Here is a 26205-nt window from a genome sequence, read left to right on the forward strand (position 1 = left end):
CGCTTGCGAGGGCAAGGCCGACACTGATCGCGAAGCTGTATGTTTATACAGCCTGGCGACCAATGCAAATGCCATTTCTCCATTAAGCGCTGGCGGGTTAGAAGATGTAGTCGGTGGTCAGGAAGCTCGATTGGCGATTGCGGATGATCTCACTGATCAGCGCTTTGTTGGCTTCCTGGAACTTGGTCGCCACCAGCGTGCGGATCGAGAACACGCGCAAAGCGTCATGCACCGACAGCGTACCTTCGGCGCTGTTCTTGCGGCCGTTGAACGGGTAGGTGTCTGGCCCGCGCTGGCACTGGGCGTTGATGTTGATGCGGCCGACCTGGTTGGCAAAGGTATCGACCAGGCTACCGATGGTCGCCGGGTCGTTGCCGAACAAGCTCAGCTGCTGCCCGTAATCGGAATCGAGCACGTAGTCGATGACGGTCTGCAGGTCGCGGTAGGGCACCACCGGCACCAGCGGCCCGAACTGCTCTTCGTGGTACACGCGCATTTCAGGGTTCACCGGGTAGAGCAGGGCGGGGTAGAAGAACGAGCCGCGGCTCTGCCCGCCGCCTTCGTTGATGACGCGGGCGCCCTTGGCCGTGGCATCGGCCACCAGGCCGTCGAGGTAGTCGACTTTGCCCGGCTCCGGCAAAGGCGTCAGCGCGACGCCTGGCTCCCACGGCATGCCCGGCTTGAGCGCGGCCAGCTTGCGCTGGAATTTATCCAGGAAGACCTCGACCACATCCTCGTGGACGAACAGTATCTTCAGCGCAGTGCAGCGTTGGCCGTTGAATGACAGGGCGCCGGTGACGGCCTCTTCGACGGCGTTGTCCAGGTCGACCTGGGGCAGCACGATGCCGGGGTTCTTGGCGTCCAGGCCGAGCGCCGCGCGCAGGCGGTGTGGGCGTGGGTGCAGTTTCTTCAGGTCGCTGGCGGCCTTGTGGGTGCCGATGAAGGCGAACACGTCGACCAGGCCGCTGGCCATGAGCGCGCTGACGGTCTCGCGGCCGCGGCCATAGATGACGTTGATCACCCCAGGCGGGAAGCTGTCGCGGAAGGCTTCGAGCAACGGGCGAATCAGCAGCACGCCAAACTTGGCCGGCTTGAACACCACGGTATTGCCCATGATCAGCGCGGGGATCAACGTGGTGAAGGTTTCATTGAGGGGATAGTTGTATGGCCCCATGCACAGTGCCACGCCCAGTGGCGCCCGACGGATCTGGCCAAGGGTGCCTTGTTCGAGCTCGAAACGGCTTGAGCGGCGGTCGAGGTCCTTGAGTGCATTGATGGTGTCGACGATGTAGTCGCAGGTGCGGTCGAACTCTTTTTCCGAGTCCTTGAGGTTCTTGCCGATTTCCCACATCAGCAGTTTGACCACCGCCTGGCGCTGTTCGCGCATGCGTGCAAGGAAGCTCTCGACGTGCTGTATGCGTTCGGCCACGCGCATCGTTGGCCAGGCGCCGCGGCCTTTGTCGTAGGCCTGCACGGCGGCATCCAGCGCGGTAAGGGCGGTGTCGGCGTCAAGCAGCGGGGCGCTGCCGAGCACCACCTGCTGCTCGCCGTCGGCCTGCTTCAGCCAGACCGGGCTGCGCACCGTGGCCAGTGGGCCGTCCCAGCGTATGAGCTGGCCGTTCACCAAGTAGTCGCGTTGTTCCAGGGGGGCTTCCAGGCGCCAGGTGTCGGGGATGTTGTCGGCGGTGGGGAAGAGTGAATCGAGCAGACGGTTCATGGGTACTGCACCTCACATATCTGAGCGGATTGCGTGCCGGGTGAAACGGTTCAGCTCGAGCATGCACCGGCCGCAGGAAAAACACCAGTCTGGCTCAACATTGCCTACGCTGCGCCGATACAGCACTCAGGGGGAAGGTTACCTGATGGGGCGGCCGATGCCCGCTGCCGAATTGCATGGCTGGATGGCGCGCAACCCGTGCAGGCAGCGCCTGTCACCTGGGTGACAGACGCGTTTGCCGATCAATTCACAGTGGCAGGTTGAACAGGTTGTAGGGCGGGTGCGTCAACCATTCCTCGCGCAGTACCTGGTCAGCGTCGATGGCTGCCAGGCGGCGCCAGAATTCCGCTCGCGCTTGCTGGGGCTGGCTTCGAAAAAAATCGTCGCCGAGCAGTGGCCTGAGGTCGCGACGATACTGCAGCGGAAAGCGTTGCCAAAGTGCGGCTTCCTCAGGCCCGGTTTGCTCGAAGAACTCGTCATAGTCACTTTCACTTACCAGCAGATCGACCTGATGGGCCGTGTTGTAAGCATCAATTTGTGCAAGCACGCTTTCGCCGAGCCATTCACTTTCCAGGCATAGGGCCTGGGCGGACGGTTGCGGGAGGCTGAAGCCGTCGGGCAATTGCAGGAACTGGTTGCTCGACATGTCCAGGACCATAGGTTCGGCGATCCGCTCCAGGCCTGCGGGTAACTCGGTCAGCCCGCAATCATTCAGGAACAGGGTTTTCAGGTGATCAAGCCCATTCAAGTCAGGGGCCTCCAGCAGTGGGTTGCCCGAAAGGTCGAGGACTACGAGCCCGGAGCATTGATTCAAGGATGCTTGTGCGCGGTAGTCCCAAGTGATGCGGTTGTTGTCCAGGTCGAGCCATGTCAATCGACCAGGGTTGGCCAAACGGGGTAGTGAATTGAAGCGGCATTTGGACAGCAACAAACGTCTCAGCCCGGGAAGGCGCTCATGGAGCACTGCGGGTAACTGGCTGAGCGAGGGGTTATTGCTCAGCGACAAGTGCTCCACATGGGTGAAGTCGTCCGGCAAGACCAGGCTGGCCAAATCCTGGTCTTCAAGCTCCAGGCCGGAAAGGTCGAGGCTGTAGATGCGCCCCCCGCCCCCGAGCGAAACCGTCGAGAGGCGCCGCCAGGCGTTGACGATCGGGCGGATCGCTCGCTGCCGCTGGTGTGGGCGCTGCGGGTCGGGGCGGGCCCACTCGTGCAGGTCGCGGCGCAGGGTATCCAGGCGTTGCTGCAGGTCGCGCAGTCTTTGTGTGGGGGAGCGAAGGGCATTGTCCTCAGTCTCATCATCTTCTTGCCCGCTTTCAAGCGCATCCTCGATCTCTGAATCGGTGGCATTGGGGTACAGGCGGCGGTAGGCCCCGGCCAGTGAACTCGTTTGGCGCGGGTGCGGTGGTTCGGGGTCAAGCGGGCGCCCCCCACGTAGCTGGCCGGGGAGCGCGCGTCGCATGGCGCCATGCCCCCACAGTCTTTGCGCAAGGGCGTCCCTGTTTTCGTTGGTCCAGCTCTGGATGCGCTGGCGAATCGAACCCCCATCTGCCTCGGTGATCGCCAGTGCGCCACGATCGGCCTGCGGCAGCGCCTGTTCGATTGCGCGGCACAGGTCCTGGTCCCGCGTGGCGGGGGCAGGGCGCTGCCCCAGGTCAGCTTCATAGCCTTCTGTAGACCTGATGACCCGGCAGATGCGCCTGGCCTGGTCACTGCCCACACTGTCGAGCAGCAGGCCTTCGGGGCTACCGGCACGCAGCTCCAGGCGTACATCGCGCGGCCAGTCAGGCCAGTCAGCGAGGGCGCTGAACAGCAGGCGTTCGCTTTCGGCACTGGCCCGAGCCGGCACCAGCACGCCTTCCAAGGCACGTACAAGAGGCAGTTCGCTGTGTGTATGTTCAATTTGTTGGCGCAGCCAGGCAGGTAACGTTGCGTCGTGTTCCCAGGCCAGTGCTTCTACAGCGTCCAGTGGCGCCAGCAAGCGCCTGGCCAGTGCGGCCGACAGGCGAGGGTAGGCCTGCAGTAACCGATCTGTTGCGGGCTCGATGGGCCCCTCGCCGTTATACAGGCGCGCGAACAAGGCCTCTGGCGCGTCGCCACCCAGTGCTTGCGCCTCGGCTTGCGCGGCCATGCGCTGCAAGGTGTCGAGCAGCAACACAGGTGCCGGCTGCCCCTCGAGGTGTACGCGGCGCAAGCTGGCTGCATCGCTACCACTGATGCGGCCTGCCAGGGTAAGTTGGTCTGCCGTCAGTGCAGGGTAGTCTTGCCCCAAACGACGTATAAGTACCGCGAACGACCACTGTGATGGCTGTTCATGACAGCCGCGCCAAGCGCCCTGTTCGTTGTGTTCCAGCGGGGGTTGCCAAGCGTCTTGCACGTGGGGGTGGACGATACGCCATTGCTGTGATTCATTGTCCAGGCGTTGCTCGTAGAGATGGCCATCCATGCGAATGAAATACCGGCCGTCGAGCAGGTACTGGCCCTGTGCGTTGGCTTGTACGTGCTCCGGTAACGGCTGGTCGCTGCGGTAAGGTGTGAGATCAGGTTGCCAGAGCTTGTAGCCGCCATCGCTGCTGCGCACCTCCTGCAGCTGCTCCAGCAGCGGGCTTTTGAACAGCTTCGGTACCACGTGGCCTGCAGTCGCCAAGCCAGCGGCAAGTGCCAGATTCAGCCCGGCCGCCTCCAGATGGCCCAGTGCCAAATGGCGATCACCCTGATGCCAGGCTTCATAACCCTCGTACACTTCGCCAAGCAGTTGGCACGCTGTCACCGCCAGCATCAGCGTGCCCACGGCAGGAATGAAGAAACCGGCCAGGTTGAGCGCATCCAGGCCACGGTCTTCCCACGCTTGCAGACGGCTCGCCCGCGCCTTGGCATCGGCTTCAGCCGTCGGCACCGCCAGTTGGCGTGCTTCGCGCTTGAGGCGGTCTACGTGCAGCGCCTGATAGAAACCGAACGGCTCCTCGGTGATGGCTAGCCGCGTCGGGCGCAGGTCTGCATGACTGGCCCGCGACCATGCCTGGTCGTCGGCAGACGTGCCCGAGGCATCAAGGTTTTGGTGCAGCAAGTCGAGAAAGTGTTGATGCTGGCTCTGCTCAATGTAAGCCATGAACATCTGCCGGGTGGCGGGCTCCAGCAACAGGGCCGCCAATGCGTCGTGAACTGCATCAAGATCGGTAACTAGCCGCAGCGCCTCGTGGCCGGGCAGATAGAGCAGCAGCCCGGCGCGCCCTGCTTCGATCAGCATGACCTCGTGCAGCGTGATACCGAATAACGCCAGTTGCCAGCACGGCAGATTATCGCCCTGCAACAAAAGGTCGACGTGGTCACGCGTGGCACCGCTCAGTTCATGGCGCAGGTAGGCCAGGTCGGCCGCCAGGCGCAACCGGTCCTTGTACACGGCTATTGCCTGCTCACGTACCGGGGGCTTGGCGAAATGCTGATCCAGATGAGTCTGGTATTGCCCCCCTAAGTCCAGTGTGCGACACAGCGCGGCGAACGAAGCGGGTGCCAGTGGCAATGGATCCACCAGGTAGTGCTCCGTGGGCATCGCAAAGTGCGATGCCGGCGTTTGCGCGCCGGTGAACGCGATGCCCTGCACCTCGGCGGCTGTTACATGAATATTGGCGCTCAGGGCGATGGCACTTTGGGGGGTGAAGGACTCGTCGTCGGCGAAGTTCTGCAGTGCGGCTTGCAGCAGATTGTCGCGTCGATGACTGTAAAGCGTGCGCAGCCCTATCCAATGCCAGGTGCTTTCTACCCGAAGCAGCTCAGTGCCACGCAAGGGTGCTGTGCAGCCCCGCTCGGCGAGGCAAGCTTTGAGTCGCGATTCAGCGAATTCGGCAACTTGTTCAAGCCCCCGCAGCGAGCGAGCGAGCGTGGCTTGCGAGCGTAACAGGCGCGACTGGCTACGCTGTACAGCCTCGCGAAGAGCGGGGGCGGCATTGGCGAACCAGTCCTGGGTGGAATAGGCCGGTGCATGGCTTTGTTTCAAACGCTGCCATTGAGAGGCCGCTATTCGATGGGCCCAGGCAGGAAGCTGTTGCTTGAGCAGGTCTTGATGGGGGGCGAGCGTAGAGAGGGCGGGCATGTTGATGCTCCTTTATGAGGAGCCAGCATCAAACGGCAATTGCTAATAACCAGGTGGTAGCCGAGTAGTGCGCTTAACTGAACATACGTCATGGGTTAGCGTCATCAAGTCATCAAATGCAAACAAGAAATTTGACGTCATAAAATAGGTGTTCATGCTGTCAAAGTGCCGCTTGCCAAAGCGTGGCCTTGCATCTTAAATTGTTACTGAATGTGAGAGTGATGTTTCGTAAGCAATCTTTTATATATCAGCGCGTTGGGTGTGTTTATTGCAGTCAACTGTGATCTTTTGCTGATCTGCCCTTAGACAACATCAAAGGATGTCGAACCAGCATGAAAGAGAACTTGGCGGCTGTTGCACGGAAACTCATCTCTCCCTCCACGCGCTACGAGATCAGGTTGCTCTCCAGCAAAATACGAGAAGTGCTTGGGCGAGCCTGTTTTTGGCGGTGGGAAGTCGCGAGGTTCCGGCTGCAGCAGGAAAGCCCCTACGAGATCCTCTACATCGGCCGTAAGCATCAGCGCGAGATGGCCAAGTTGCTGATTGGTGGCAAGGTACCGGGCACCGGCGCGGTGGCCGCCGGCAGTGCAGAGCCTGAAGCGTCGACCCATGTGGTGCTGGTGAGTGAATTGCCCACCACCGGGGCCTTGTCGGTGCCGCACTACCTGAGCGCCGTGGTACCGCTGGGGCGCCCGCTGGAGGACATTACCGCACGCTACGACAGCGAATTGCGCCGCAGCATTCGCAAGAACCGACCGCTCTACCAGATGAGGCAGACACTGTCGGATGAAGAAATCGCAATGGCCGACAGCCAGCTACTGCGCCCCTATGCCACCGCAAGGCAAGGTATTCATGCCGCGCAGTTCCCCACAGACGATGTGTTTCGCATCGCCAAGCATGTAGGGCGTCTGGACCTGATCACCTTGGACGACGAAGTCATTGGTTGTCACCTGGGGTGTGAAGTGACGCGCGGCGGCAAACGTTATTGGAGCACGCTGCGTTTTGGTTATAGCGAGGCGGTGTTTTCAGATGCAAAAAAACTGCGGGAAGTGAACTCTATCACCACGTTCATGGCGTTGGAGTGGGCGTTGCAACACGGCTTTGATTATTACGATATCGGCCTGTGCCTGGCGCGGCCGGATGACGGCTTGCTGAAATGGAAGAGAAGGCGCGGCGGCGATATCGATTCGTTGGGCAACCATGCCTACCTGTTCGTCAGGCTACCCAAGACCGGCACGGCGAAGTTTCTTTGGGAAACCCCGATGTTCGCTGTCGAAGGCGACAAACTGACCCTGCACCTGGGCTTGCCAGATGGGCCGAGTGAGGAAGAGGTCGCCAGCCGATACCACGAAATGGTGTTTGGCGGGCTGCACAAGATCTACCTCTACGGCACTGCCGGTTCGGGGGAATCCTTTATTGAAACCTTGCGCACGCGTTATGCCAACTTACAGTCGCCGCCGACGATGGAAAGGGTCACATCCAACTGATTCAGAGCGCCAGTGGCCACGCCACCCGGGGGAGCAGCTTCATGGGAAGCGATATGTCGAAATTCAGCGCACCGTCCGCCGGCAAACGGCATAAGTGGACCCTCGCTGCCTACAAGTACATGGCACGTAAGCGACTCGCCCGCAATTCGGCGGTCGACCTGAAAAGCATCGCGTCAAAAAGCTGGGAGATTGCGCCGGGTGAAACAACGCTCTCCCCGCCAGCATTCTTTTTGCCCAATCAGCTCGAGCGGGTGACGGGGTGGGAGGCCAAGCGGTTTTACCCCTATGTGCATCCTGCGCGCACCATGGAAGGCGGCCTCAGCGTTGTGCAGTGCCCTACACGCGGCTACTTGATCAAGGACGTCTGGCTCATAGACGGGGCGCTCTACAAGGGCAAGGCCAGCCATTGGTTATCGTTGAAACCCAGTACCTTTCCGCGGGTTGTCGTCGAGAACGAAATCGAACGAGCGGCCATCTATTGCACGCAAAATGGCAATTCGTGGTTTGGCACCTGGTTGATGGAAGACTGTGTCACTTACGCACTGGCCCGTAACGAGGGCTTGCCGGTGACCACGGCGCCATCAGCCCGCTACCCGTTGTTTTCCCAGGCGCCTGCCTATGAAGACTGGTTAGACATGAAGCCCCTACGTCTGCGCAGTGCGTTTTTCCGTGAACTGGTGCTGTTTGACGATCAGAGCAATAACCGCAGCCGGCATTTACGCTACCGGGCCATGGGTGAAAAACTGCTTTCGCACGTCAACCATGAGCCGCACCCCGGCGTGTTCATATTGCGTGGGGGCGACGGCGACTTGCGTTTCCTGCGCAATGAAAAGGCGATTGCAGAGCACCTGCGCCAGACCCGGGGCTTTCGCGTTGTCGACCCGCTGAAGACCGACGTGCCGAGCATTATTGCAGCCTGTGCCGGCGCCAGAGTGGTGGTCGGGGTTGAAGGCAGCCAGTTGGTTCACGGCGTCAACGTGCTGCAAACCGGTGGCTGCGTGTTGACGTTGCAGCCTCCGAACCGTTTTGTCAGCTATTACAAGTACCTGACGGATCGCGACCAGCAGCACTTCGGCTTTGTGGTGGGCATGCCGGAGGGCGATGGCTTCAGGATCGACATCGAGGAAGTGGAACGCACCCTCGACCTGATGCCCTTATAGCCCGTGTCAGTGCCTGGTTCAAAAGCGCCAGATTTCGGTTCGCAAGCTCAACGATTGGCATTTGCCTTCTCACCGATGAAACGCAATCACTTCCACGCTTATTGCCTTCCCTTGCCGATATCGCACATCGCTGGGGTCTTCCGAAAGGAAGAGGTTATAGAAAAATCAGGCATTTCAGTCCCTTACAGCGAAGCGGTAAGTGACAGGCAACTGCCTTGGGCGCTTGCATTTTTTGTGTGACGGCATTTTGACGAAGTTACCCCTCGTTCATTGAGATTTATTATGGTGTCGGATCATTGACGTAGTGTCATTGTGCCCATAAGCTCAAATCAACAGCGAGGAAGTCTCCCGCTAAACCCAAATATAAATAATTTTATTATCCTCTATATAGGAGGGGGTTATGCGCTCGACACTGTTTATAAAATCAATATTCTTGTTGGTGCTTTTAAGTGGCGCAGCACGCGCTGCTGATTCTTATGTCAATCAAAACAGTATCATTCCTGTCGCAACGGCAGGTTGGTTCTTCGCCTTCGCGGTGATTGGTTTTGTGGCGGTTGCCAATAGAAGAAAGATTTAAACACGCCACGCGTCGGCCGGGTGAAGTAGGTCGTTAACGGTTGTTCAATAGCACACGCATTCAGTGCCGTCGGTAATTTGACGACTGTGCTTTGATGCACGACTTTTCGCTGCCGAGGGCGGCTTGTCAATTTTCCAACTGTTGCTATATTCCAGTAGCCAGTAATTGCCAATAGCCGTAGGGTAGCGCAGCGTGCTGGTGGGTCAGGGCTTCGCAGCGTCAGTTACAGGGCCTCCAGGATGGTTGAGGCCGTCGCAGCAGGTGGTACGGTTGCGAAGTGGAGCGAGAGTTTGTGTGCCGTTCTCATTCAGTGCTCTTTGTCGGGCCAATAGGCCGGAGGGACCCTCATGGTACGTTCATTGTGTTCCGCTTTTTGCGTGCTGATGCTGTGGTCCGGTACCGGCAACGCCCTCGAAAATAACGCAAGTTACCTGCTCAGCCCTGGCGATGTGGTCATGGTGTCTGTCTGGCAAGAGGAGAGCCTGCGTCAGGAGGCCACCGTACTTCCCGATGGCAGTATCACCTTCCCCTTGGCCGGGCGAATCGATGTCGCCGGCCTGGATGTCACGGCAGTCGAAAAACAGGTCGCTGCCAAACTCGAAAAATTTCTCCCCGACCCGAACGTCAGCGTTGTCGTCAAGAGCATCGCCGGCAACCTGGTCTATGTGCAGGGCAAGGTGATCAAGCCGGGGCCCGTGCAAATGGCGGGCCCCACGGCCGTATTGCAGGCCCTGAGCATGTCGGGTGGTTTGGACAAATTCGCTGACGAAAGCGCCATCAAGGTGGTCCGTGTCAACAAGGGCAGACAACAGATTCTGCCCGTGCGATATAAGGACCTGGTTTCCGGGCGTGACATGTCCACCAACATCCAACTTCAGGCTGGCGATACGCTGGTCGTTCCTTGATCTTGCCTTAATAAGAACACTTAATGCCTCTTCTAAGAACAACTAGCATTGCAACGGCAATCTTGGTCTTGCCGTTTACGGACGCGGTCCAGGCAGCAAATTGGCAGTCCTCGGTGGTGGTGCCGTCCTCGGTCGAATACGACAGCAACCCCTTGTTGCTGTCGTCTGAAGAAAAGGGTGTGACGCGCACGATCATCGCGCCCGACTACACCCTGGTCGGTACCTTCGACCGCGACGAGTTGCGTTTGGGTCTTGGCATGCAGGTGTTGCGCTCCTCCGACACCGACATCGTCGACGACCGCGAAGACCCCAACGTGAGCCTTGGCTGGCAGCGAGACACCGAGAAAGGGCGTTTTGGCCTGGTAGCCCTCTACAACGAAAGCTCCACGTTATCCGGCACCGTCCAGGACACCGGTGTGGTGACGACCGATGGCACGCAAAAGCTGTATTCGCTGGCAGGCAACTGGAGCAGCGCCATCACCGAGCGCAGCACGTTGTCCAACGAAACCAAGTACACCCGTGCCCGTTATGACATCGACACCCTGACCGGCTACAACGAACTGGGCAACGTATTCACTTGGACCTACGCCTGGAGTGAACGGGCCGACCTCTATACGCGCTTTGGCGCAAGGCGTTATGAGCCCGAGGAAGACCTTACTGCCACGGCCTCCAACAGCTACACGCCTGCGGTCGGGGTCAAGTATCAGTTTTCCGAACGCCTGAGTGCGGATGCGCACCTGGGGGTCAACAAGGTGTCCGGGTCCGAGGGCGGCCGGCGCGGTGAGGGCGGTGCTTCGCTGCTGTATACCGGGGTGCGCTCCGATGCCAGTTTCAGCGCCGAACGCAGCACGGTCGCCAGTGCCGAGGGCGGTTTTGCCCAGCTCGACATGGTGCGCGGTATCTACAGTTATGCGGTCAACGAACTGACCCGTGTCGGGGCCGATGCGTCATGGCAAGACAGCAAGGGGCAAACGCCCAACACCCTGCAAACCTACAGCGTTTGGGCCAGCCGGGAATTTTCGCCTTTTTGGGATCTGCGCCTATCGTTGATGTACAAGGAACGGCGCCAGGATGATGCACCCGATGCGACCGCTACGATTGTTGGTTTGACGTTGACGTATAGGTACCCCGACCTCTGAACTTCAGCCTGGTGGCCTTTATGAAGTCTGACTACGAGCTCTCCCTCAAAGATTACATCGCCATAATCAAGGATCGGGCCCTGTTATTGGGGATCAGTATCGTAGTCATTCTTGCCGCCACCGTGGTGGTGGCGCTGAGTGTGCCGCCTATCTATCAGTCCACCGGCACCATTCTGGTGGAGTCGCAGCAGATTTCGCCGGAGCTGGTCTCGGCGAATAACAACAGCTTTGCCGATGAGCGCATCGAGGTCATCCGCCAGCGGGTCATGACCCGCGAGAACCTGCTGCGGATCATCGACAAGTACAACCTGTTCGCCGACAAGGGCAAGCAGCTCAGCGAGAGCGACAAGATCGAACAGATGCGCAATGCCATCGTGGTCGCCTCGCTCAGTACCTTCGTCAGAGGGCGCGGTGAGGCCACGGTCGCCTTCACCGTGTCGTTCGAACACAAGCAGCCGGAAGTCGCCAAGGAAGTGGCCAGCGAACTGGTCACGCTGTTTCTCAATGAAAACCTGAAGCAGCGCACCGAGCGGGCGAACGAGACCACTGAGTTCCTGACCCAGGAAGCGAACAAACTTGGTGCCGAACTCGCCAGCCTGGAGAACCAGTTGGCAGACTTCAAGCAAGCCCATGCCAATGCCTTGCCCGAGCACCAATCGCTGCGCATGAGCATGTTGTCGCGCTCGGAGCTTGAGTTCAGGGAGGTCGACCGCGACTACAAGACGGCGCAGGAAGAGCTGCGTTACCTCGAGCTTGAGTTGTCCGCAGCCAATGCCGGGCTGACCACCAAGGCCGACGGTACGCGGCCGGCCAGTGCAGACCTGCCGCAGGACCTGCCCAGCCTCAAGGCCGAATACACCCGGCTGCTGAGCCGGTATAAAGAAGCGCACCCGGATGTGGTGGCGGTAAAACGCAAGATCCAGGCGCTCGAAGCCAGTGGCGGCAACAGCAAGGCTGCGTCTTCGGTGAGCCTTGACGTGGCCCGCGTTCGTGCAAGGATCGGCGCCGCCCAGGAGCGCATCACTTCGTTGGCCGAGCAAAAGCGTGAGCTGGTGAAGAAGATGGAAGGCTACGAGGCAGAGATTCTCGAAGCCCCGCAAGTCGAGCGTGGCCTGGTCACCTTGATGCGTGACCACGACAACGCCCGCAAGAAGTACGAGGAAATCCGCGCCAAGGAGATGGGCGCGAAAATTACCGAAAGCTTGGAGCAGGAAAACAAGGCAGAGCGCTTCGTGCTGCTCGAACCACCTCTGCTGCCCGAGAAGCCAATCAAGCCCAACCGCAAGAAGATCGCTGCCTTGGGCCTGGTGTTGGCACCGGCAGGTGGCGGTGCGCTGGTGATGCTGCTGGAAATCCTCAATCAACGGGTGCGTGGCGTCGGTGCGCTGGAAAGCGTGCTGGGCAAGCGCGTGCTGGTCACGGTGCCGTTCATCACTACCCAGGCGGAACTGGCCAAGCGCCGGCGCTGGCGCAACCTGCTGATCATCGCGGGGCTTGTGCTGATTGCTATGCTGGTAGTGCTGGTGCACGTGTTCTACATGCCGTTGGATGTGTTGCTGTTCAAGGCTATGGCGCGGTTTGAATAGGGAAAGCAGTGATGGACAGGATCAAGCCGGTAGTTGGCAATAATATTCATCAAGTTTCTCCAGGTGCCACCCAGGCTCCGCAAACCGCCCACGGGGCGGAGCAACCCGAGGTGCCTGGGCAGTTCGATTATGTGCAGACCAAGGTGGTGCCGTTGCGTGCGGAGCACCTTGAGCGTCATCGCATCGTCGCTTACAACAAGAACTCGAACATGAGTGGGCCCATTGACCTGTTGCGCACGCAGGTGTTGAAGGCCATGGAGGAAAACGGCTGGCGTACCTTGGCCATCACCTCGCCAACGCCTGAAGCAGGCAAGACAGTCCTGGCCATCAACCTGGCCATGAGCATTGCCCACCACACGACCAAGACGGCGCTGCTGGTGGACTTCGATTTGCGTCGGCCCAAGGTCGGCAGCAGCCTGGGCTTGCCGATGGACAAGGCGCTCAACGAATTGTTGGCTGACGAAGCCGGGCTGGAAGAAGTGTTGGTCAACCCGACGTTGCCCCGCTTTGTGGTACTGCCGACACGGGTGCCTATTCCGCTGTCCACCGAAGTGCTGTCCTCACCCCGGGTGAGCAACCTGATCGGTGATTTGCGCAACCGCTATGAGTCGCGGATCTGCATCTTCGACCTGCCGCCGCTGTTGAGCTCTGACGATGCGATCACGGTGATGCCCAAGTTCGACTGCGTGCTGCTGGTGGTGGCCAACGGCATGAACAGCAAGCAGGAGATCGAGGAATGTCTGCACCATCTGGCGGGGGTCAATCTGATTGGCACCGTGTTGAACAAGGCGGATGAAAAACCCCGCACGTACTACTGAGACCCTGCGGTCTGTAGGAGCGGCCTTGCGTCGCGAACGGGCCGCGAAGCGGTCCCAGGGAATTGAGCAGGCAGCTCTCAATGCCAGGGGTACTGCAACTCCCACTGCCAGGCATGCGCCACAATCTGTTCAAGCGACGCATACGCAGGCTGCCATCCCAGCACCTGCATTGCCTTGCTGGCATCCGCCACCAACCTGGGCGGGTCGCCGGCGCGGCGTGGCGCATCGAGCGTAGGGATCTGCCGGCCTGTGACTGCACGGGCGGTATCGATCACCTGTTGCACTGAAAAGCCCAACCCATTACCTAGGTTGAATGCCGTGCTGGCGCCGCCTGCCACCAGGTAGTCCACCGCCAGCGCGTGCGCCGATGCCAGGTCGGCGACATGGACATAGTCACGGATGCAGGTGCCATCTGCAGTGTCGTAGTCACGACCAAACACCGTCACCGCATCACGTCGGCCGGAGGCTGCCTGGAGAATCAGCGGTAGCAGGTGGGTTTCCGGCTCATGGCGTTCGCCCAACTGGCCGTCAGGGTCAGCCCCCGCAGCGTTGAAGTAACGCAGGCAAACCGACTTCAGCCCATAGGCGCGGTCGAAATCCTCAAGGATCTGCTCGACCATCCATTTGCTGAGCCCGTAAGGGTTGATCGGTGCCTTGCCATGCGCTTCGTCGATGGGCACGTAGTGGGGGTTGCCGTACACGGCAGCGCTGGAGGAGAACACCAAGCGCTTGATACCCGCATTCACCATGGCCTGCAGCAATGTCAGGGTAGCCGCTACGTTGTTCTGATAGTACTTGCCAGGGGCGCTGACAGACTCACCCACCTGAATGAACGAAGCGAAGTGGAACACCGCATCGAACGGGCACTCGGCGAACAGGGCATCCAGCGCGGGCTCATTGGCAATGTCCAGTTCGGCCCATTGCACCCCAGGGCCAGGCGACACCAGGTCCGCCACCACCACTTCATGGCCTGCGGCCAGCAAGTGCTTGACCATGTGCGAGCCGATATACCCCGCGCCACCGACAACCAGTAACTTCATCCGTGCCTCCTGGACGCTGCTGTTGTACCGACGCAGTGAGTCGTCCCTGAATCGAACCGGCGGGAGTATCAGCTACAGGTCTTCAGAGACTGTAGATGGCCAAATGCCCTATTTCAAGAACAGCCAGTTGGACATGTACTGGCCATCGAAGGTGATGCTGTATCGCCCGTCCTGGTAGGCCGCTGGCAGTTCCTTCAGCTGTGCCTGGGCGTCGCGCGCGAAGAGTTTCAAGCCAGCTGCAGCCTTGATCGACAACGTGCCTTCGAAGGGCTCGACATTGAACGGTGTCTTGTCATCGGACTTGGGCACGGCCCGGGTGCCCAGCGAGATCAGCAGGCTGCGCGACTGACCGAGCGGTTTCGCATCCAGGCTTTGCACGACGACACTGGCATACGGTGTTTTTGCCTGTACCGCGATTTGCCCAAGGTTGACCGTTCGCCCGCCAAGCCAGCCCGTCGCGGCCTGGGTGAGGGGCGTGTCGATGGTGTAGAGGCCTTGTTGCCAGTTGCGTTTGAGCTCCCCGGTATCGGTCACCGCCTCACTGGCATCGGCGTCCAGCAGCGACTGCCCAGGGTCGTGCAGCACCTGTGCGTCGGCAGGGATGACGCTGGGTTTCAGCCACGGCAACTCCGGCGTCTGGGGCATGGCAATCTGCAGCCTGCCTTTTTCCATGGCGGTACGCAGGGCCAGCGCGTTGCGCGGGGTGATGTCCTGATCGAACAAGGTGGCGGGTGTTGGCGCGAAAACGTAGCGGGTAATGGCTTGCCGTACATCGGCGCGGCGATAGAGCAGGGCAGCGGCGGGCAGGGTGGCCAGCATCGCTGGGTCGTTGTAGGCGTGCCAATTGTCTGCCGTGCGCCAGCCGCTGTTGAAGGCCTGTTGGCTGTAGGCGTATTGCATCATGGCGTCCCAGCCCTGGTGGCTGGCGGTGCCTGCCACATACAGGGGCAGTGAATGGCGGTCGGGCAGAGGGAAGGGTTCGGCGTTCCACTCGGTGACCGTCAGGGGCAAACCGACCACCTGGGCTGCGGCTATCCAGTTGATCATCCCGTCGCTGGTCAGCGGGTTCTTTTCGAGCTGGCCGATGGCGCCGTAGCTGTGTGCGTCGATCACATCGCCAGCGGTAAGCGCCGGCAGCGCGCTCAGGCCGTTGCCACCCCAGGTGCTGGTGGTGGCAATGGGTACCTTGACCCCCAGGCTGTGCAGGTGCGCGATCATGTCGACATCGAAGCGCCGTTCCAGGTCGTTCAGGAACAGTTTCGACGGGCCATGCTCCCAGGCACGCCAGGTGCGGTCTGCAGACAGGTCATGGCGCTTGGCGAAGGCTTTGGCTTGCTCCATGTAGAGCTGGCTGTGCTTGGGCACGCGCTTGTCCGGCATCAGGGCGTTGCCGTAGTGCTGGGTGATGTCGTTCTCGTTGGTGATCAATACCGCGGCAATTGCCGGGTCGTCCTTGTAGGCAAGCCCGGTGTAAGGGTTCACATGGGTCATGTACTGCTCGGCAAAACGCTTCATCGCCTGTTGAATGCTCAGGTTCACATAGGCATAGCCCTTGAGGTCGACCCGGCTCTCGCCCTTGGCCAGTTCGTCGAAGGCATAGATATTGTCATTGGCAGTGAGGGCGCGCTGTACGTGCATGTCGAGCCATACGTAGATGCCTTCGTCCTTGAGGCTTTTGACCCACAGGTCGATCTTGCGCAGTGATTCGGCGTTGAGCTGCTGGGTATCGCGAATCAGGGTGCCGTCGCCAAACACGTTCGGGCTGACCCACGGCGAGTCATGGTGGTGCAGCCGCACGAGGTTGAAGCCCAGTGCCGACAGGCGCTTGGCCTGTTTGGTGATTTCCTCGTCCGGCGTCTTGAACAGCGAGTATGCGGACAGGTTGGTGCCCCAGAAGCGTACGGGCGTGTTGTCCTCGAACACCAGTTGCTCGCCAGAGGCTTTCACAAAACCGCGCTTGCCTGCCGGTTTCTCTGGCGCATTGAGAAAGGACAGGTCGACCGGCGAGGTTTGCCAGTCGAGCTGGTCGTCGGGCCATTGTGTGGGGTCGGCCAGGCCAAAGCGTTCGGTTGGGGTGGGACCAAGCTCGATATCGCCGGTCACGTTCAACGTGGCCTTGATCTGCTGCTGGCCAGCGCTGATGGGGTCTTTGTAGAAAAACGCGCGAATTTCGGAGGTGTTGCCCTGTTCGAAGTACACCTTCGCCAGCGCCGGCTCAAAGCGCATCTCGATGCGCCTGCCTTGCGCATCCTTGCCCCATGACCAGCCGCGGTTGCCGGGTAGCAGCACCGGCTCGCCCATTTCCCCGGCGACCACGGCAGGGTCGAACTGGAACACGATGCCGCCGCCCATCACGTCGCTCTGCCTGCTGTGTGCGGTCAGGTCGAACGCCCAGGTCAGGGTTTGCGCCTGCTCCTTGCGGATATCCGCTGCCAGGTCGAAGTCCAGCTCCTTGTTCTTGCCTTGCAGGGTGTAGAGGTAGGGCGCATTGACCTTGAAAGCGGTATAAAAGCCGGTCCAACTCCAGTCAGCCGCCCAGAAATCGAACTTTGCTTTCATCACGGGGCCGCCACCGCGGGTCACGGTGGGCAGGCCGTTCTGTTCTTCGACGCTGACGAGCCAGCCTGATGCCCAGCCAGCCTGCGACACCACGGCCAGGCCAGCGAGCAGCGAAGCCCGCATGAAGCGGTGCATGGAAAAAGCGGTCATTGGCATCACCTGGGTTGAAGTCGTGCATCGGCAAGGGCGCTGGCCTGGCTGGCACGGAGCCTGCGCACCCTTTGTATGTAGGCCACCCCAAGCCCGGCGATCGACCAGTACACCGTGGGGATGATGGTGATGCTGCTGACGGTGAAAATGATCACCAGAATGCCCACCAGGGTCGCCAGCAAGGCCCGGCCCAGTTGCCGTTGCTCGTCATCCTTGTCGGGGAATGCGCGCATGGCCTTGCGGATGCCCAGCAGCACGGTGACGAAGAACGCCACGAACAGCGCGAGCCCGACCAGCCCGACCCGCAGCGCCAGGCTGACGTAGGTGTTGACGATGTCGATGATGCCTTCACCCTGAATCATCGATTGCATTTCCGGGGTGTTACGGAAGTCGAACGAGCCGAACAGCGGGTTGCGCTGGATGACGATCCAGGCGTTGTCGATCAACCGTTCCCGGTAGGTAATGTTCTCTTTCTCGATATTGCCGATGAAGGGCAACAGGTCCAGCACCTTGTCGCCCCCGGGCAGCACCGTCAGCAGCGGCAGCGCCAGTACGCCGGCGAGGGCGAGCACGGTCAGGCGCTTGACCGCGCCTTTGCCCAGGGCAATGAACACCACCACGATGATCACGGCGCCGATCCAGGGGCCGCGGGACAAGGGTGCGAAAAGCCCGGCGGCCAGCAGCAGTGCGCCGAGTACCCGCTGCAGCTGGCTGCGGACGTAACCCTGGACGAACAGGTACAGGCCGATGGCCACGCTCATTACGTAACCCAGCGCAATCGCCTGGCCGGTGGTGGCGCTGGCGCGCAGCGAGCCACCGCGGCTCAGGTAACCGGACATGCTCCACTGCACGCCCATGGCATCGATCAGGGCGTTGTACAGCAGCCAGTGGCGGACGAACTCGGCGACGCCGATCAATGCCAGGACGAAGGAGGCCAGTACGAACGCCAGCATGGCATCCTTGAAGTCACTGATTTCCTTGAGCCCACGGCTGGCGACGTAGTACGGCAGGAACACATCGATGTACAGGTACAGTGCCTGGCGCAAGGTGTCGGTGAGGGTGGTTTCACGCAGGTACAGCACACTCATCAACACCAGGCTTGCCGCCAGCAGCTTGTCCGGCCAGGTGCGGCCGAAGCGCAGGGTGTCGCTTTGCCTGCTCAAGGCCAGCGCCGCAGGCAGCAACACGCACAGTGTCAGCAGGCGAACATGGTTGAGGTCGACCAGGTAGTTGACCACGCCGAACCCGGGTATCTGCACCGACGCAGGTGGAATCAGGAACAGCAACATGAAAAACAGCGCCATGGCATTGCGTTCGCGCCGCCCGGCGATATACAGGATGATCGCGGCCGCAGCCATGTACACCCAGAAATTATGGGAGGCAAAGGCCACCAGCGTCAGGACGAACCATAGGTTGCGTCGGCGCTTGAAGTCGCTGTAGGGGATGAGATCTGTCGCCGGGCGGCGCGCCATGACGAAAACGACGCCTGCCAGAAACAGAATGACGACAAGTGCACGAAAATGTTCAGGCATTGGCTAAGGCACCTATCCCTCGGTAAGCAACGGCTAGCATCATGGCTAATTGAAACTATAGTGACTTTTAGCGAATCAGTCAGAGATTGAAGTCATGCCGTCGATTGATGTGTCAGCCTCAGCGAGCCTGCGCAACCGCGCACTGAAGGCCGGGTCATGGAACCTGGTATCGCTGGTGGCGTCACAGGTCCTGCGCTTGGGCGGCAACCTGATCATGGCCCGTTTGCTATTGCCGGAAATGTTCGGTGTGATGGTCATTGCCACCACGGTTTCGGTGCTTTTGCACTTGCTCTCCGATGTCGGCTTGCGCCAGAACATCATCCAGAGCCACCGGGGTGACGACCCAGAATTTCTCAATACCGCCTGGACCGTACAGATCATCCGCGGTTTCGTGCTGTTTGCCCTGACCTTGCTGCTGGCGGCCGCGTCCTGGTTCGCGCAGCTTGCCAACCTGTGGCCGGCGGACTCCACCTATGCGGCGCCGGAGCTGCCGATGGTATTGGCGGTGACTGGCCTTTCGGCAATCATCTGGGGCTTCCAATCCACCAAGATAGATGTCGCTGTACGAACTTTCCAACAAAAGCGCGTGGTGCTGGTAGACCTTGCCTCGCAAGTGGTCGGTTTGATCGCCATGCTGGTGATCGGCTACTTCACGCGGTCGATCTGGTCACTGGTGGTCGCGGGCCTGGTCAGTGCCCTGGCGGGTACTGTACTGGGCCACACGGCCCTGCAAGGGCCGAACAACCATTTGCGCTGGGACCGCAGTGCACTGACCGAGCTGATCGTGTTTGGCCGCTGGATCCTGCTGTCGTCGATGGTGGGGGTGTTGGCCATGTACGGCGACCGCATCTGGTTTGGCGCCAGCATGACGGCGGGGCAATTGGGTGTGTATTCCATTGCCGTGCTGATCCTCGGGTCTGTGCAGACCGGGTTGCTGAAACTGGTGGGGTCGGTCGCGCTGCCGGCCTTCAGCGAAGCCGCCCGGGAAGGTGACAAAGAGCGCCTGAAGGCCCTGTACTACCGTTTCAGGTTGCTGGTCGACCTGGCCATGCTGTTTGCCTGCGGGGTGTTCCTGACCGCCAGCCCGTTGCTGATCGGCTGGATGTACGACGCGCGTTACACCGAGGCAGGTACGATCCTAGCCATTCTGTCGCTGTCCTTCTTCACATTGCGCTATACCTTGGCACACCAGATATGGATTGCCCTGGGCCTGACCAAGTACCAGGCCATGGACAACATCATCCGGCTAGTCTCGTTATGGGCGTTGTTGCCACTGCTGCTAGCCATTGGTGGGGTGAACTATGCAATCTGGGGGGTTGCCCTGCATACCTTCCCGACGCTGCTGCTGATTGTCTACGTCAACTGCAAGCTTGATATCTTCAGCATCAAGCGCGAGCTGGTGGTCTTGCCGATGCTGGCGGTGGGCGCGCTCTGCGGCCTGCTGGCGACCCGTTTGTTCAACTGGCTGTAACGCCGCCGTCTGGCGAGCGATGTTTCAACGTCGGGGCGGTCGAGTGACTGACTTTTGAACACTTCATCGAGATAGGTCGGGATCATGGGGAAGCTTACGTTGTGTACTGCGCTTTTGGGTCGTAGGGGCTTTCTTCAGAGCTGTGTCTTGCTGGGCGTTGGCGGCGCCATGTTTGGCGGGGGCGCAGACGTTGCACGCAACCCCGTCGAAAAAACCGGCTACGTGGTAATCAATGGCTGGGTGTTGCCGTCGCAGTACTTCCGGAACGAGCAAGCATGATCAAGGACTATCAGCAGCAGAAAACGCTGCGTGACGGCTACGATTTTTGCATCATCGGGGCTGGCCCCGCAGGCATTACCCTGGCGCTGCGGTTGGCGGCTGCCGGGTGGAACGTGATGCTGGCCGAAGGGGGCGGGCACGAGTATTCGCCGCATTCGCAAGGGCTGTACCAGTGCACGTCGACTGGCCTTGAGTTGTACGCCGAGGAAACACGCCTGCGTTATCTGGGCGGCACGTCCAATCACTGGGCGGGGCGCTGTCGGCCTTTTACCCCTTCGGATTTCGCCGTTGCACCGCCTGGTGACTTGCCCGGCTGGCCCATCCCGTACTCGGAAATCGAGGGTTATCTGGCGGCGGCCATGGAGATCGTCGACCTGCCGTCAGGCGCGGCATTTCATGCGATGAACACCGGCCTTAGTGGCGGCGAGTTCGAGCCTGACCGCTTCCTGCTCAGCCCGCCGACGCGCTTTGCACAGAAGTACGCAACAGCGCTGAATGAGACTGCGGGGCTGGATGTGTTCATCAATTGCAACTGCGTCGATCTTGAGTTCGACAAAGCCTCGGGCCAGGTGATGGCCGCCGTGGTGTCTGACTACGACCGCCATCGGCAGCGCGTGCAGGCCAGGCACTTCATCCTGGCGGCCGGCGCCATCGAAAATGCCCGGCAATTGCTCAACAGTGAAACCCTGCTGGCCGCCGGTATCGTCGACAAGCAAGGGCTGACTGGGTGTTGCTTCATGGAACACCTGAATATCGACATGGGGACCTTCATCCTGAAGTCGGACCAGGACAAGGAGATGCGCCAGTACTACACCACCGATGCCTTTGTCGCGGAGTACCAGGCAGGTAAAGGCAATGTGACTGCCGCATTGCTCTCGGATGTACAGACCTATGGCCGCACGGCCGAGGTCAAACACTTTCTGGAGAACCTCGCCTGTGACATGGGCGTTGCCAGCAAAATCGAATTTTTCGCCAAGTTCAGCTGCCCCGGCGACGGCGTGATCGGCACGATGATCGAGCAGTTCCCCAACCGGCAAAGCCGCATATCGCTGCTGGATGAAAAGGATGAACTGGGGGTGGCCAAGGTCAACGTCAATTGGGCGTTGAGCGACACCGACCGGCACACCATCAAGTGCATTGGCACTGAACTGGCCAAGCAGTTCGCCGACATGGACCTTGGCTACGTCAAGCTCAACGACTTCGTGTATGACACGTCGGTGCCGCTGAAGATGGCGCCGCATGCCCACCATATGGGCACCACGCGCATGGCCGCGTCACCCGAGTTCGGTGTGGTCGATGCCGACTGCAAAGTCTTCGGCACCCAGAACCTCTACGTTGCGGGAAGCAGTATCTTCGCCAAGGGCGGTGCTTCGAACCCGACCATGCCGTTGTTGCAATTTGCCGTGCGGCTGGCGGACCACCTCAATGAGAAATTGAAATCGGCTACGGGTGCCACGGTGTAACGCACGTTGTAAATGGGTTGAGTGCGATGCGGTCAGCACCAAGAAGAACGAGACCGAATTCGCCTCAGGGACAGTCCAGATTCGCTTTGATTGCGAGGCTTGCAGAATGAATGGATGGCTACGGAGTGCACTGACGTATTATGTCAATTCCACAGGGCGTGGAGGCTCGACATACAAAAAGTTCTGTAACCCTACAGGACGGGAGTGGGGCAACTACCTGGCCCGCTGGGGCAAGTTTCATTCGGTAGGCAACAACTTTCACATCAACCCTGGGTGCAACGTCACTGACCCTGCGCTGGTGCGCATTGGCAATAACGTCGGGCTCTCGGATTGCACCCTGATCGGGCACGATGGCGTGGTCGCGCTGATCGAACTCTGCTACGGCAAACACCTCGATTCCGTCGGCTACATCGATATCAAGGACAACTGCTTCATCGGCCATGGCGCAATCGTCATGCCCCGCGTGACCATCGGGCCCGACTCGATCGTGGCTGCCGGTGCGGTGGTCACCAAGGACGTGCTGCCCGGCACCGTGGTCGGCGGCAACCCGGCCAAGTTCATCTGCACCACCGAGGCCCTGATCAAAAGGGTCGAGGATCGCTGCGAAAGCTACCCCTGGATCGAAATGGTCAAACAGCGCAAAGGTGCCTTCGACCCGGCGGTCGAGCCGGTCCTGGCTGCGCAACGGCGGCAGTACTTCTTCGGGGACGGTAGCAATGGATAGAAAACCCGTCGATGTCATGGTGGTCAATTTCAATACCGCGTCCTTGCTACAGCCCATGTTCGATGCGCTGCGCCAGGCCGATAGCGAAAAACTCGCCAGTTACCTGGTTGTCGACAATGCCTCGGTCGATGACTCTGTAGAGCGCATGGCCAAGGTGTGCCCCGAGGCGCTGTTGCTGAGCAACAAGAAGAACGTCGGTTTTGGCCGTGCCAACAACCAGTTGCTCGCGCACCTGCAGGGCAAGTACGCGCTGCTGCTCAACACCGATGCTTTCGTGGCGGCCGACTCCCTGGCCAAAACCATCGAGTACATGGACAACCACCCTGAGTGCGGTGTGCTGGGTGTGCGCCTGGAAGGTCGCGAGGGTGACCTGCAACCCAGTTGCCGCTACTTCCCGACCCCCCTGAACGTGTTTGTCGGTCGCACCGGGCTGGGTCGGTTTTTCCCTGGCTTGAAAATGGTCGACGAGATGAGCTGGGACCATGGCTCGGTACGGGAGTGCGACTGGCTGCCTGGTTGCTTCTACCTGGTCCGTCGAGAAGTGCTGGACCAGGTCGGCCTGTTCGACCCGCGCTACTTTCTGTACTACGAGGAAGTTGACCACTGCAAGCGGGTCAAGGAGGCGGGCTGGAAGGTGGTGTTCTATCCCCATACCACGGTGGTGCACATCGGCGGCGAAAGCTCCAAGTCAGTCAGCGAACTGGAGGCGGCCAGCCGGCAGATCTCCAGTTACCAGATCGAGAGCGAGCTGCTGTACTTTCGCAAACACCACGGTGTTGCCGGGCTGGCACTGCACATGCTGCTGGTGTGCATAGGGGACCTGGTGCTGGCGCTCAAGGCGCTGTTGAAGGGAAGGGGCCGCGCTGCGATACGGGCCTGCTGGCGGCATTGCCAGACCACCTGGTCGCTGTTGTTCAAGACCCGGTTCGCAACCCAACCCACACGGTAGGTGAAGCCATGTTCGAGAATATCCGCGCGGACTTGCGTGCACACGGTGGTGATTGGGGCGCCCAGGGGTTCTGGGTGCTGCTGGTGTATCGCTTTGGGCGCTGGCGCTATGGTGTGCGCCCGGCCCTGCTGCGCAAACTGTTCTCCATCCTCTACAAGATCCTGTTCAAGTTCGTGCAGATCATCACCGGGGTGGAATTGCCCTGCGAGGTGGTGATCGGCCGCAACTTCGTCATCGACCATTTTGGCGGCATCGTCATCAGTGGCTACGCCCGGTTCGGCGATGACTGCCGTATTCGCAACGGTGTGGTGGTGGGCCTGAAGAACGTCAACGAGCCGATTGCGCCGGTGTTTGGCAACAACGTCGATATCGGCGCAGGGGCCAAGGTGCTGGGCAATATCCGCATCGGCAACAACGTGACCATTGGCTCCAATGCCGTGGTGCTGATCGATGTGCCCGACGACTCACTGGCGGTCGGTGTACCCGCGACCGTCAAGCGTCGAAAACCAACTGAAGCTGAGGCGTGCCCGGTCGAGTGAGGCTCATGGAGACAGGTATCGGCGTGGTGGTGATCGGCCGCAATGAGGGGCTGCGCCTGGAGCGCTGCCTGCGCTCGTTGGCGCACGGTGCGGACCAGGTGGTGTACGTCGACTCAGGTTCTAGCGACGGCTCCGTGGCCATGGCGCAGGCTTTGGGCGTGCACGTGCTGGCGCTCGACATGGCCCGCCCGTTCACCGCAGCCCGGGCGCGTAACGAGGGCTTCGCTTGCCTGCAACGGCTGTTGCCATCGATGCGCTACGTGCAGTTTGTCGACGGTGATTGCGAGGTGGACCCAGGCTGGTTGGCCAGCGCCCAGGCATTTCTGCAGGCGCACCCTGAGGTGGCGGTGGTGTGCGGGCGTCGCCGCGAACGGTTCCCCCAGCGCTCGATTTACAACTGGCTGTGCGACCTGGAGTGGGACACGCCCATCGGTGAAGCCAAGGCCTGTGGTGGCGATGCATTGATGCGTGTCGACGCGTTCACCCAAGTGGGCGGGTTCCGCCCGGACCTGATTGCCGGCGAAGAGCCAGAGTTGTGCGTGCGCTTGCGCGCCAAGGGTTGGAAGATCTGGCGGCTGGCCGCTGAAATGACCTTGCACGATGCGGCCATGACCCATTTCAGGCAGTGGTGGCGACGCAGTTTGCGGGCCGGCCATGCCTATGCCGAAGGTGCTTTTTTGCATGGGGGCGCGCCAGAGCATCATTGGTTGCGCGAGTCTCGCCGCGCCTGGCTGTGGGGCTTGGGTATCCCGCTGGCGACAGTGCTTGCCAGTGGCCTGCTGGGTGGCTGGGCGCTGCTGCTGTTGCTGATCTACCCGCTGCAGGCCGCGCGCCTGGCGCGTCGCGGTGGCAAGTCGAGGCGCGAGAACTGGTTGCAGGCGGTGTTCCTGGTGCTTGGCAAATTCCCTGAAATGCTTGGGCAGGTAAAGTTCCTGTTGAACCGGTTCGCTGCCGGCAAGGCCGCGTTGATCGAGTACAAATGAGAGCCCTATGATTGCCAGATCGATAGTGAAAAGTGTGCTCACCCTGCAACCCGGCTACTCGCTGCGGGCCTTGAACAACAAAGCCAAGCTGACGGTAGAGATCGCCAGGCAGTGGCCCGCACTGAAGGCGTTCATGCAGCGCATGTCGGCTGCGCTGGGTGATGACCGCTTCGCAAGGCTTGGGGTGGATTGCATCGGCGTCGTGCAGTGGCCCTACATCAGCAAGAATTGGCAGGCGCAGGAGCGCCTGGGGGTGGTGGCGTCGCACTTCGAAGAGGTGGCCAGGCAGTTTCCGAAATTGTTGCTGCTGGGCCGGGACGACAGCCTGACCTTGTGTGACCTGTCAGCCTATTCGAAGGGGTGCGCGCTGCTGCTGGACCGGCCCATCTGGTTCAAGCGTGAAGGTGAACTGGTGCTCAACCTGTTCCAGGGCGATCTGCGCGTGGCGTCACTGGCGTTCACCCTGTGCCGTCAGCACGGTGAGTTGTGCCTGTTCATTGGCGCCGTCCAGGGCATTCACAAAGGCATCGACAGCGAAACGTCGTTGAACATCTACAGGGACCTGACCAAGGACTTCGAAGGCCTGCGCCCCAGAAGTTTTCTGCTGGAAGCCTTCAAGTGCATGGCCAGGGCACTGGGGGTAGTGCGCATCTACGCCGTCGGCGATGCGTACCGCCACCATCGTCATCCCTATTTTGGCGCCGACAAGGCGCAAGACCTGGCCGCCCATTACGACGTCATCTGGCAGGAAAACGGCGCCACAGCGTCGGAGCGCGAGGACTTTTTCAGTCTGCCTTTGGCCGCGGCCAAGCGGGCTGCAGACGACATCGCGCCCAAGAAGCGGGCGATGTACCGTCGGCGTCATGCCTTGCTGGATGACGTTTTCGCCCGCGTTGAAGCTGCATTGTCAGGCAGCGAGCGCAACCATGGGCTACAAGGGATGAAGGGGGATGTGCTTGAACGTGCATCGGCAGGGGGGCCGCCGCCGGCGATCGACAGCCTGAAGTAACGGGTTGCCGTTGGCAGGGTTCATTACGCAG

General features: G+C 60.5%; 19 protein-coding genes. 14 read left to right on the top strand and 5 right to left on the bottom strand.

Going from position 1 to position 26205, the window contains the following annotated elements; genetic code table 11:
• Positions 1 to 97 precede the first annotated feature (97 nt).
• Complete coding sequence (locus tag LOY26_RS12050) at positions 98 to 1717, bottom strand: NADP-dependent glyceraldehyde-3-phosphate dehydrogenase (protein WP_186663646.1); 1620 nt, start codon at positions 1715 to 1717, stop codon at positions 98 to 100.
• A 247-nt stretch (positions 1718 to 1964) separates the two neighbouring features.
• Entirely contained in the window at positions 1965 to 5804 is a 3840-nt protein-coding gene (locus LOY26_RS12055) for a leucine-rich repeat domain-containing protein (protein WP_258714806.1), read from the bottom strand.
• Between the two features lie 332 nt (positions 5805 to 6136).
• Between LOY26_RS12055 and LOY26_RS12060 the strand changes: the two genes are divergently transcribed.
• The 7 genes from LOY26_RS12060 to LOY26_RS12090 all read left to right on the top strand — a co-directional run bounded on the left by LOY26_RS12060 (position 6137) and on the right by LOY26_RS12090 (position 13476).
• Entirely contained in the window at positions 6137 to 7291 is a 1155-nt protein-coding gene (locus LOY26_RS12060) for a hypothetical protein (protein WP_258714807.1), read from the top strand.
• A 41-nt stretch (positions 7292 to 7332) separates the two neighbouring features.
• Entirely contained in the window at positions 7333 to 8451 is a 1119-nt protein-coding gene (locus LOY26_RS12065) for a glycosyltransferase 61 family protein (protein WP_186659061.1), read from the top strand.
• Between the two features lie 400 nt (positions 8452 to 8851).
• Positions 8852 to 9028, top strand: coding sequence for an EPS-associated small membrane protein EppA (gene eppA, locus LOY26_RS12070; RefSeq protein ID WP_186659058.1), 177 nt, complete (start codon positions 8852 to 8854; stop codon positions 9026 to 9028).
• Positions 9029 to 9375: 347 nt separating this feature from the next.
• Positions 9376 to 9933: a polysaccharide biosynthesis/export family protein gene (locus LOY26_RS12075; RefSeq protein WP_258714808.1), complete on the top strand. Its 558-nt coding sequence runs from the start codon at positions 9376 to 9378 to the stop codon at positions 9931 to 9933.
• A gap of 23 nt (positions 9934 to 9956) precedes the next feature.
• On the top strand, positions 9957 to 11072 hold the full coding sequence (locus LOY26_RS12080) for a surface lipoprotein assembly modifier (protein WP_186659056.1): 1116 nt from the start codon (positions 9957 to 9959) through the stop codon (positions 11070 to 11072).
• A gap of 20 nt (positions 11073 to 11092) precedes the next feature.
• On the top strand, positions 11093 to 12658 hold the full coding sequence (locus LOY26_RS12085; protein ID WP_186659053.1) for a Wzz/FepE/Etk N-terminal domain-containing protein: 1566 nt from the start codon (positions 11093 to 11095) through the stop codon (positions 12656 to 12658).
• An 11-nt stretch (positions 12659 to 12669) separates the two neighbouring features.
• Positions 12670 to 13476: a CpsD/CapB family tyrosine-protein kinase gene (locus tag LOY26_RS12090; RefSeq protein ID WP_047583329.1), complete on the top strand. Its 807-nt coding sequence runs from the start codon at positions 12670 to 12672 to the stop codon at positions 13474 to 13476.
• A 77-nt stretch (positions 13477 to 13553) separates the two neighbouring features.
• Here the strand turns inward: LOY26_RS12090 and galE are convergent, their stop codons facing one another.
• From galE to LOY26_RS12105, 3 genes are all read right to left on the bottom strand, one after another.
• Positions 13554 to 14516, bottom strand: a complete 963-nt coding sequence (galE, locus tag LOY26_RS12095; RefSeq protein WP_186659050.1) for a UDP-glucose 4-epimerase GalE — start codon at positions 14514 to 14516, stop codon at positions 13554 to 13556.
• A 108-nt stretch (positions 14517 to 14624) separates the two neighbouring features.
• Positions 14625 to 17225 (bottom strand): cellulase family glycosylhydrolase, encoded by a 2601-nt coding sequence (locus LOY26_RS12100; protein ID WP_258714809.1) that lies wholly within the window; start codon positions 17223 to 17225, stop codon positions 14625 to 14627.
• Positions 17226 to 17230: 5 nt separating this feature from the next.
• Positions 17231 to 18757 carry an O-antigen ligase gene (locus LOY26_RS12105; protein ID WP_258714810.1) on the bottom strand — a complete coding sequence of 509 codons (1527 nt, stop codon included), beginning with the start codon at positions 18755 to 18757 and terminating at the stop codon, positions 17231 to 17233.
• 94 nt (positions 18758 to 18851) lie between these two features.
• Here LOY26_RS12105 and LOY26_RS12110 point away from each other — a divergent pair, with 94 nt between their 5' ends.
• From LOY26_RS12110 to LOY26_RS12140, 7 genes are all read left to right on the top strand, one after another.
• Positions 18852 to 20228: an oligosaccharide flippase family protein gene (locus LOY26_RS12110; protein WP_186659042.1), complete on the top strand. Its 1377-nt coding sequence runs from the start codon at positions 18852 to 18854 to the stop codon at positions 20226 to 20228.
• Between the two features lie 275 nt (positions 20229 to 20503).
• Positions 20504 to 21970, top strand: coding sequence for an FAD-dependent oxidoreductase (locus LOY26_RS12115; protein ID WP_258714811.1), 1467 nt, complete (start codon positions 20504 to 20506; stop codon positions 21968 to 21970).
• A 106-nt stretch (positions 21971 to 22076) separates the two neighbouring features.
• Entirely contained in the window at positions 22077 to 22694 is a 618-nt protein-coding gene (locus tag LOY26_RS12120) for an acyltransferase (RefSeq protein WP_186659036.1), read from the top strand.
• The gene (locus LOY26_RS12125) at positions 22687 to 23643 is read left to right on the top strand and encodes a glycosyltransferase family 2 protein (RefSeq protein WP_033697658.1); all 957 of its coding nucleotides are present in this window, start codon (positions 22687 to 22689) and stop codon (positions 23641 to 23643) included. The genes LOY26_RS12120 and LOY26_RS12125 overlap by 8 nt, the downstream gene beginning before the upstream one ends.
• Before the next feature lie 8 nt (positions 23644 to 23651).
• A complete protein-coding gene (locus LOY26_RS12130; protein WP_186663652.1) occupies positions 23652 to 24182 on the top strand; it encodes a serine O-acetyltransferase in 531 nt (176 codons plus the stop codon).
• A gap of 5 nt (positions 24183 to 24187) precedes the next feature.
• Entirely contained in the window at positions 24188 to 25165 is a 978-nt protein-coding gene (locus LOY26_RS12135; protein WP_033697660.1) for a glycosyltransferase family 2 protein, read from the top strand.
• A 7-nt stretch (positions 25166 to 25172) separates the two neighbouring features.
• Entirely contained in the window at positions 25173 to 26174 is a 1002-nt protein-coding gene (locus LOY26_RS12140) for a VirK/YbjX family protein (RefSeq protein WP_186663653.1), read from the top strand.
• The last annotated feature ends 31 nt before the right edge of the window (positions 26175 to 26205 follow it).

Source organism: Pseudomonas sp. B21-047 (assembly GCF_024748775.1).
GTDB lineage: Bacteria > Pseudomonadota > Gammaproteobacteria > Pseudomonadales > Pseudomonadaceae > Aquipseudomonas > Aquipseudomonas capeferrum.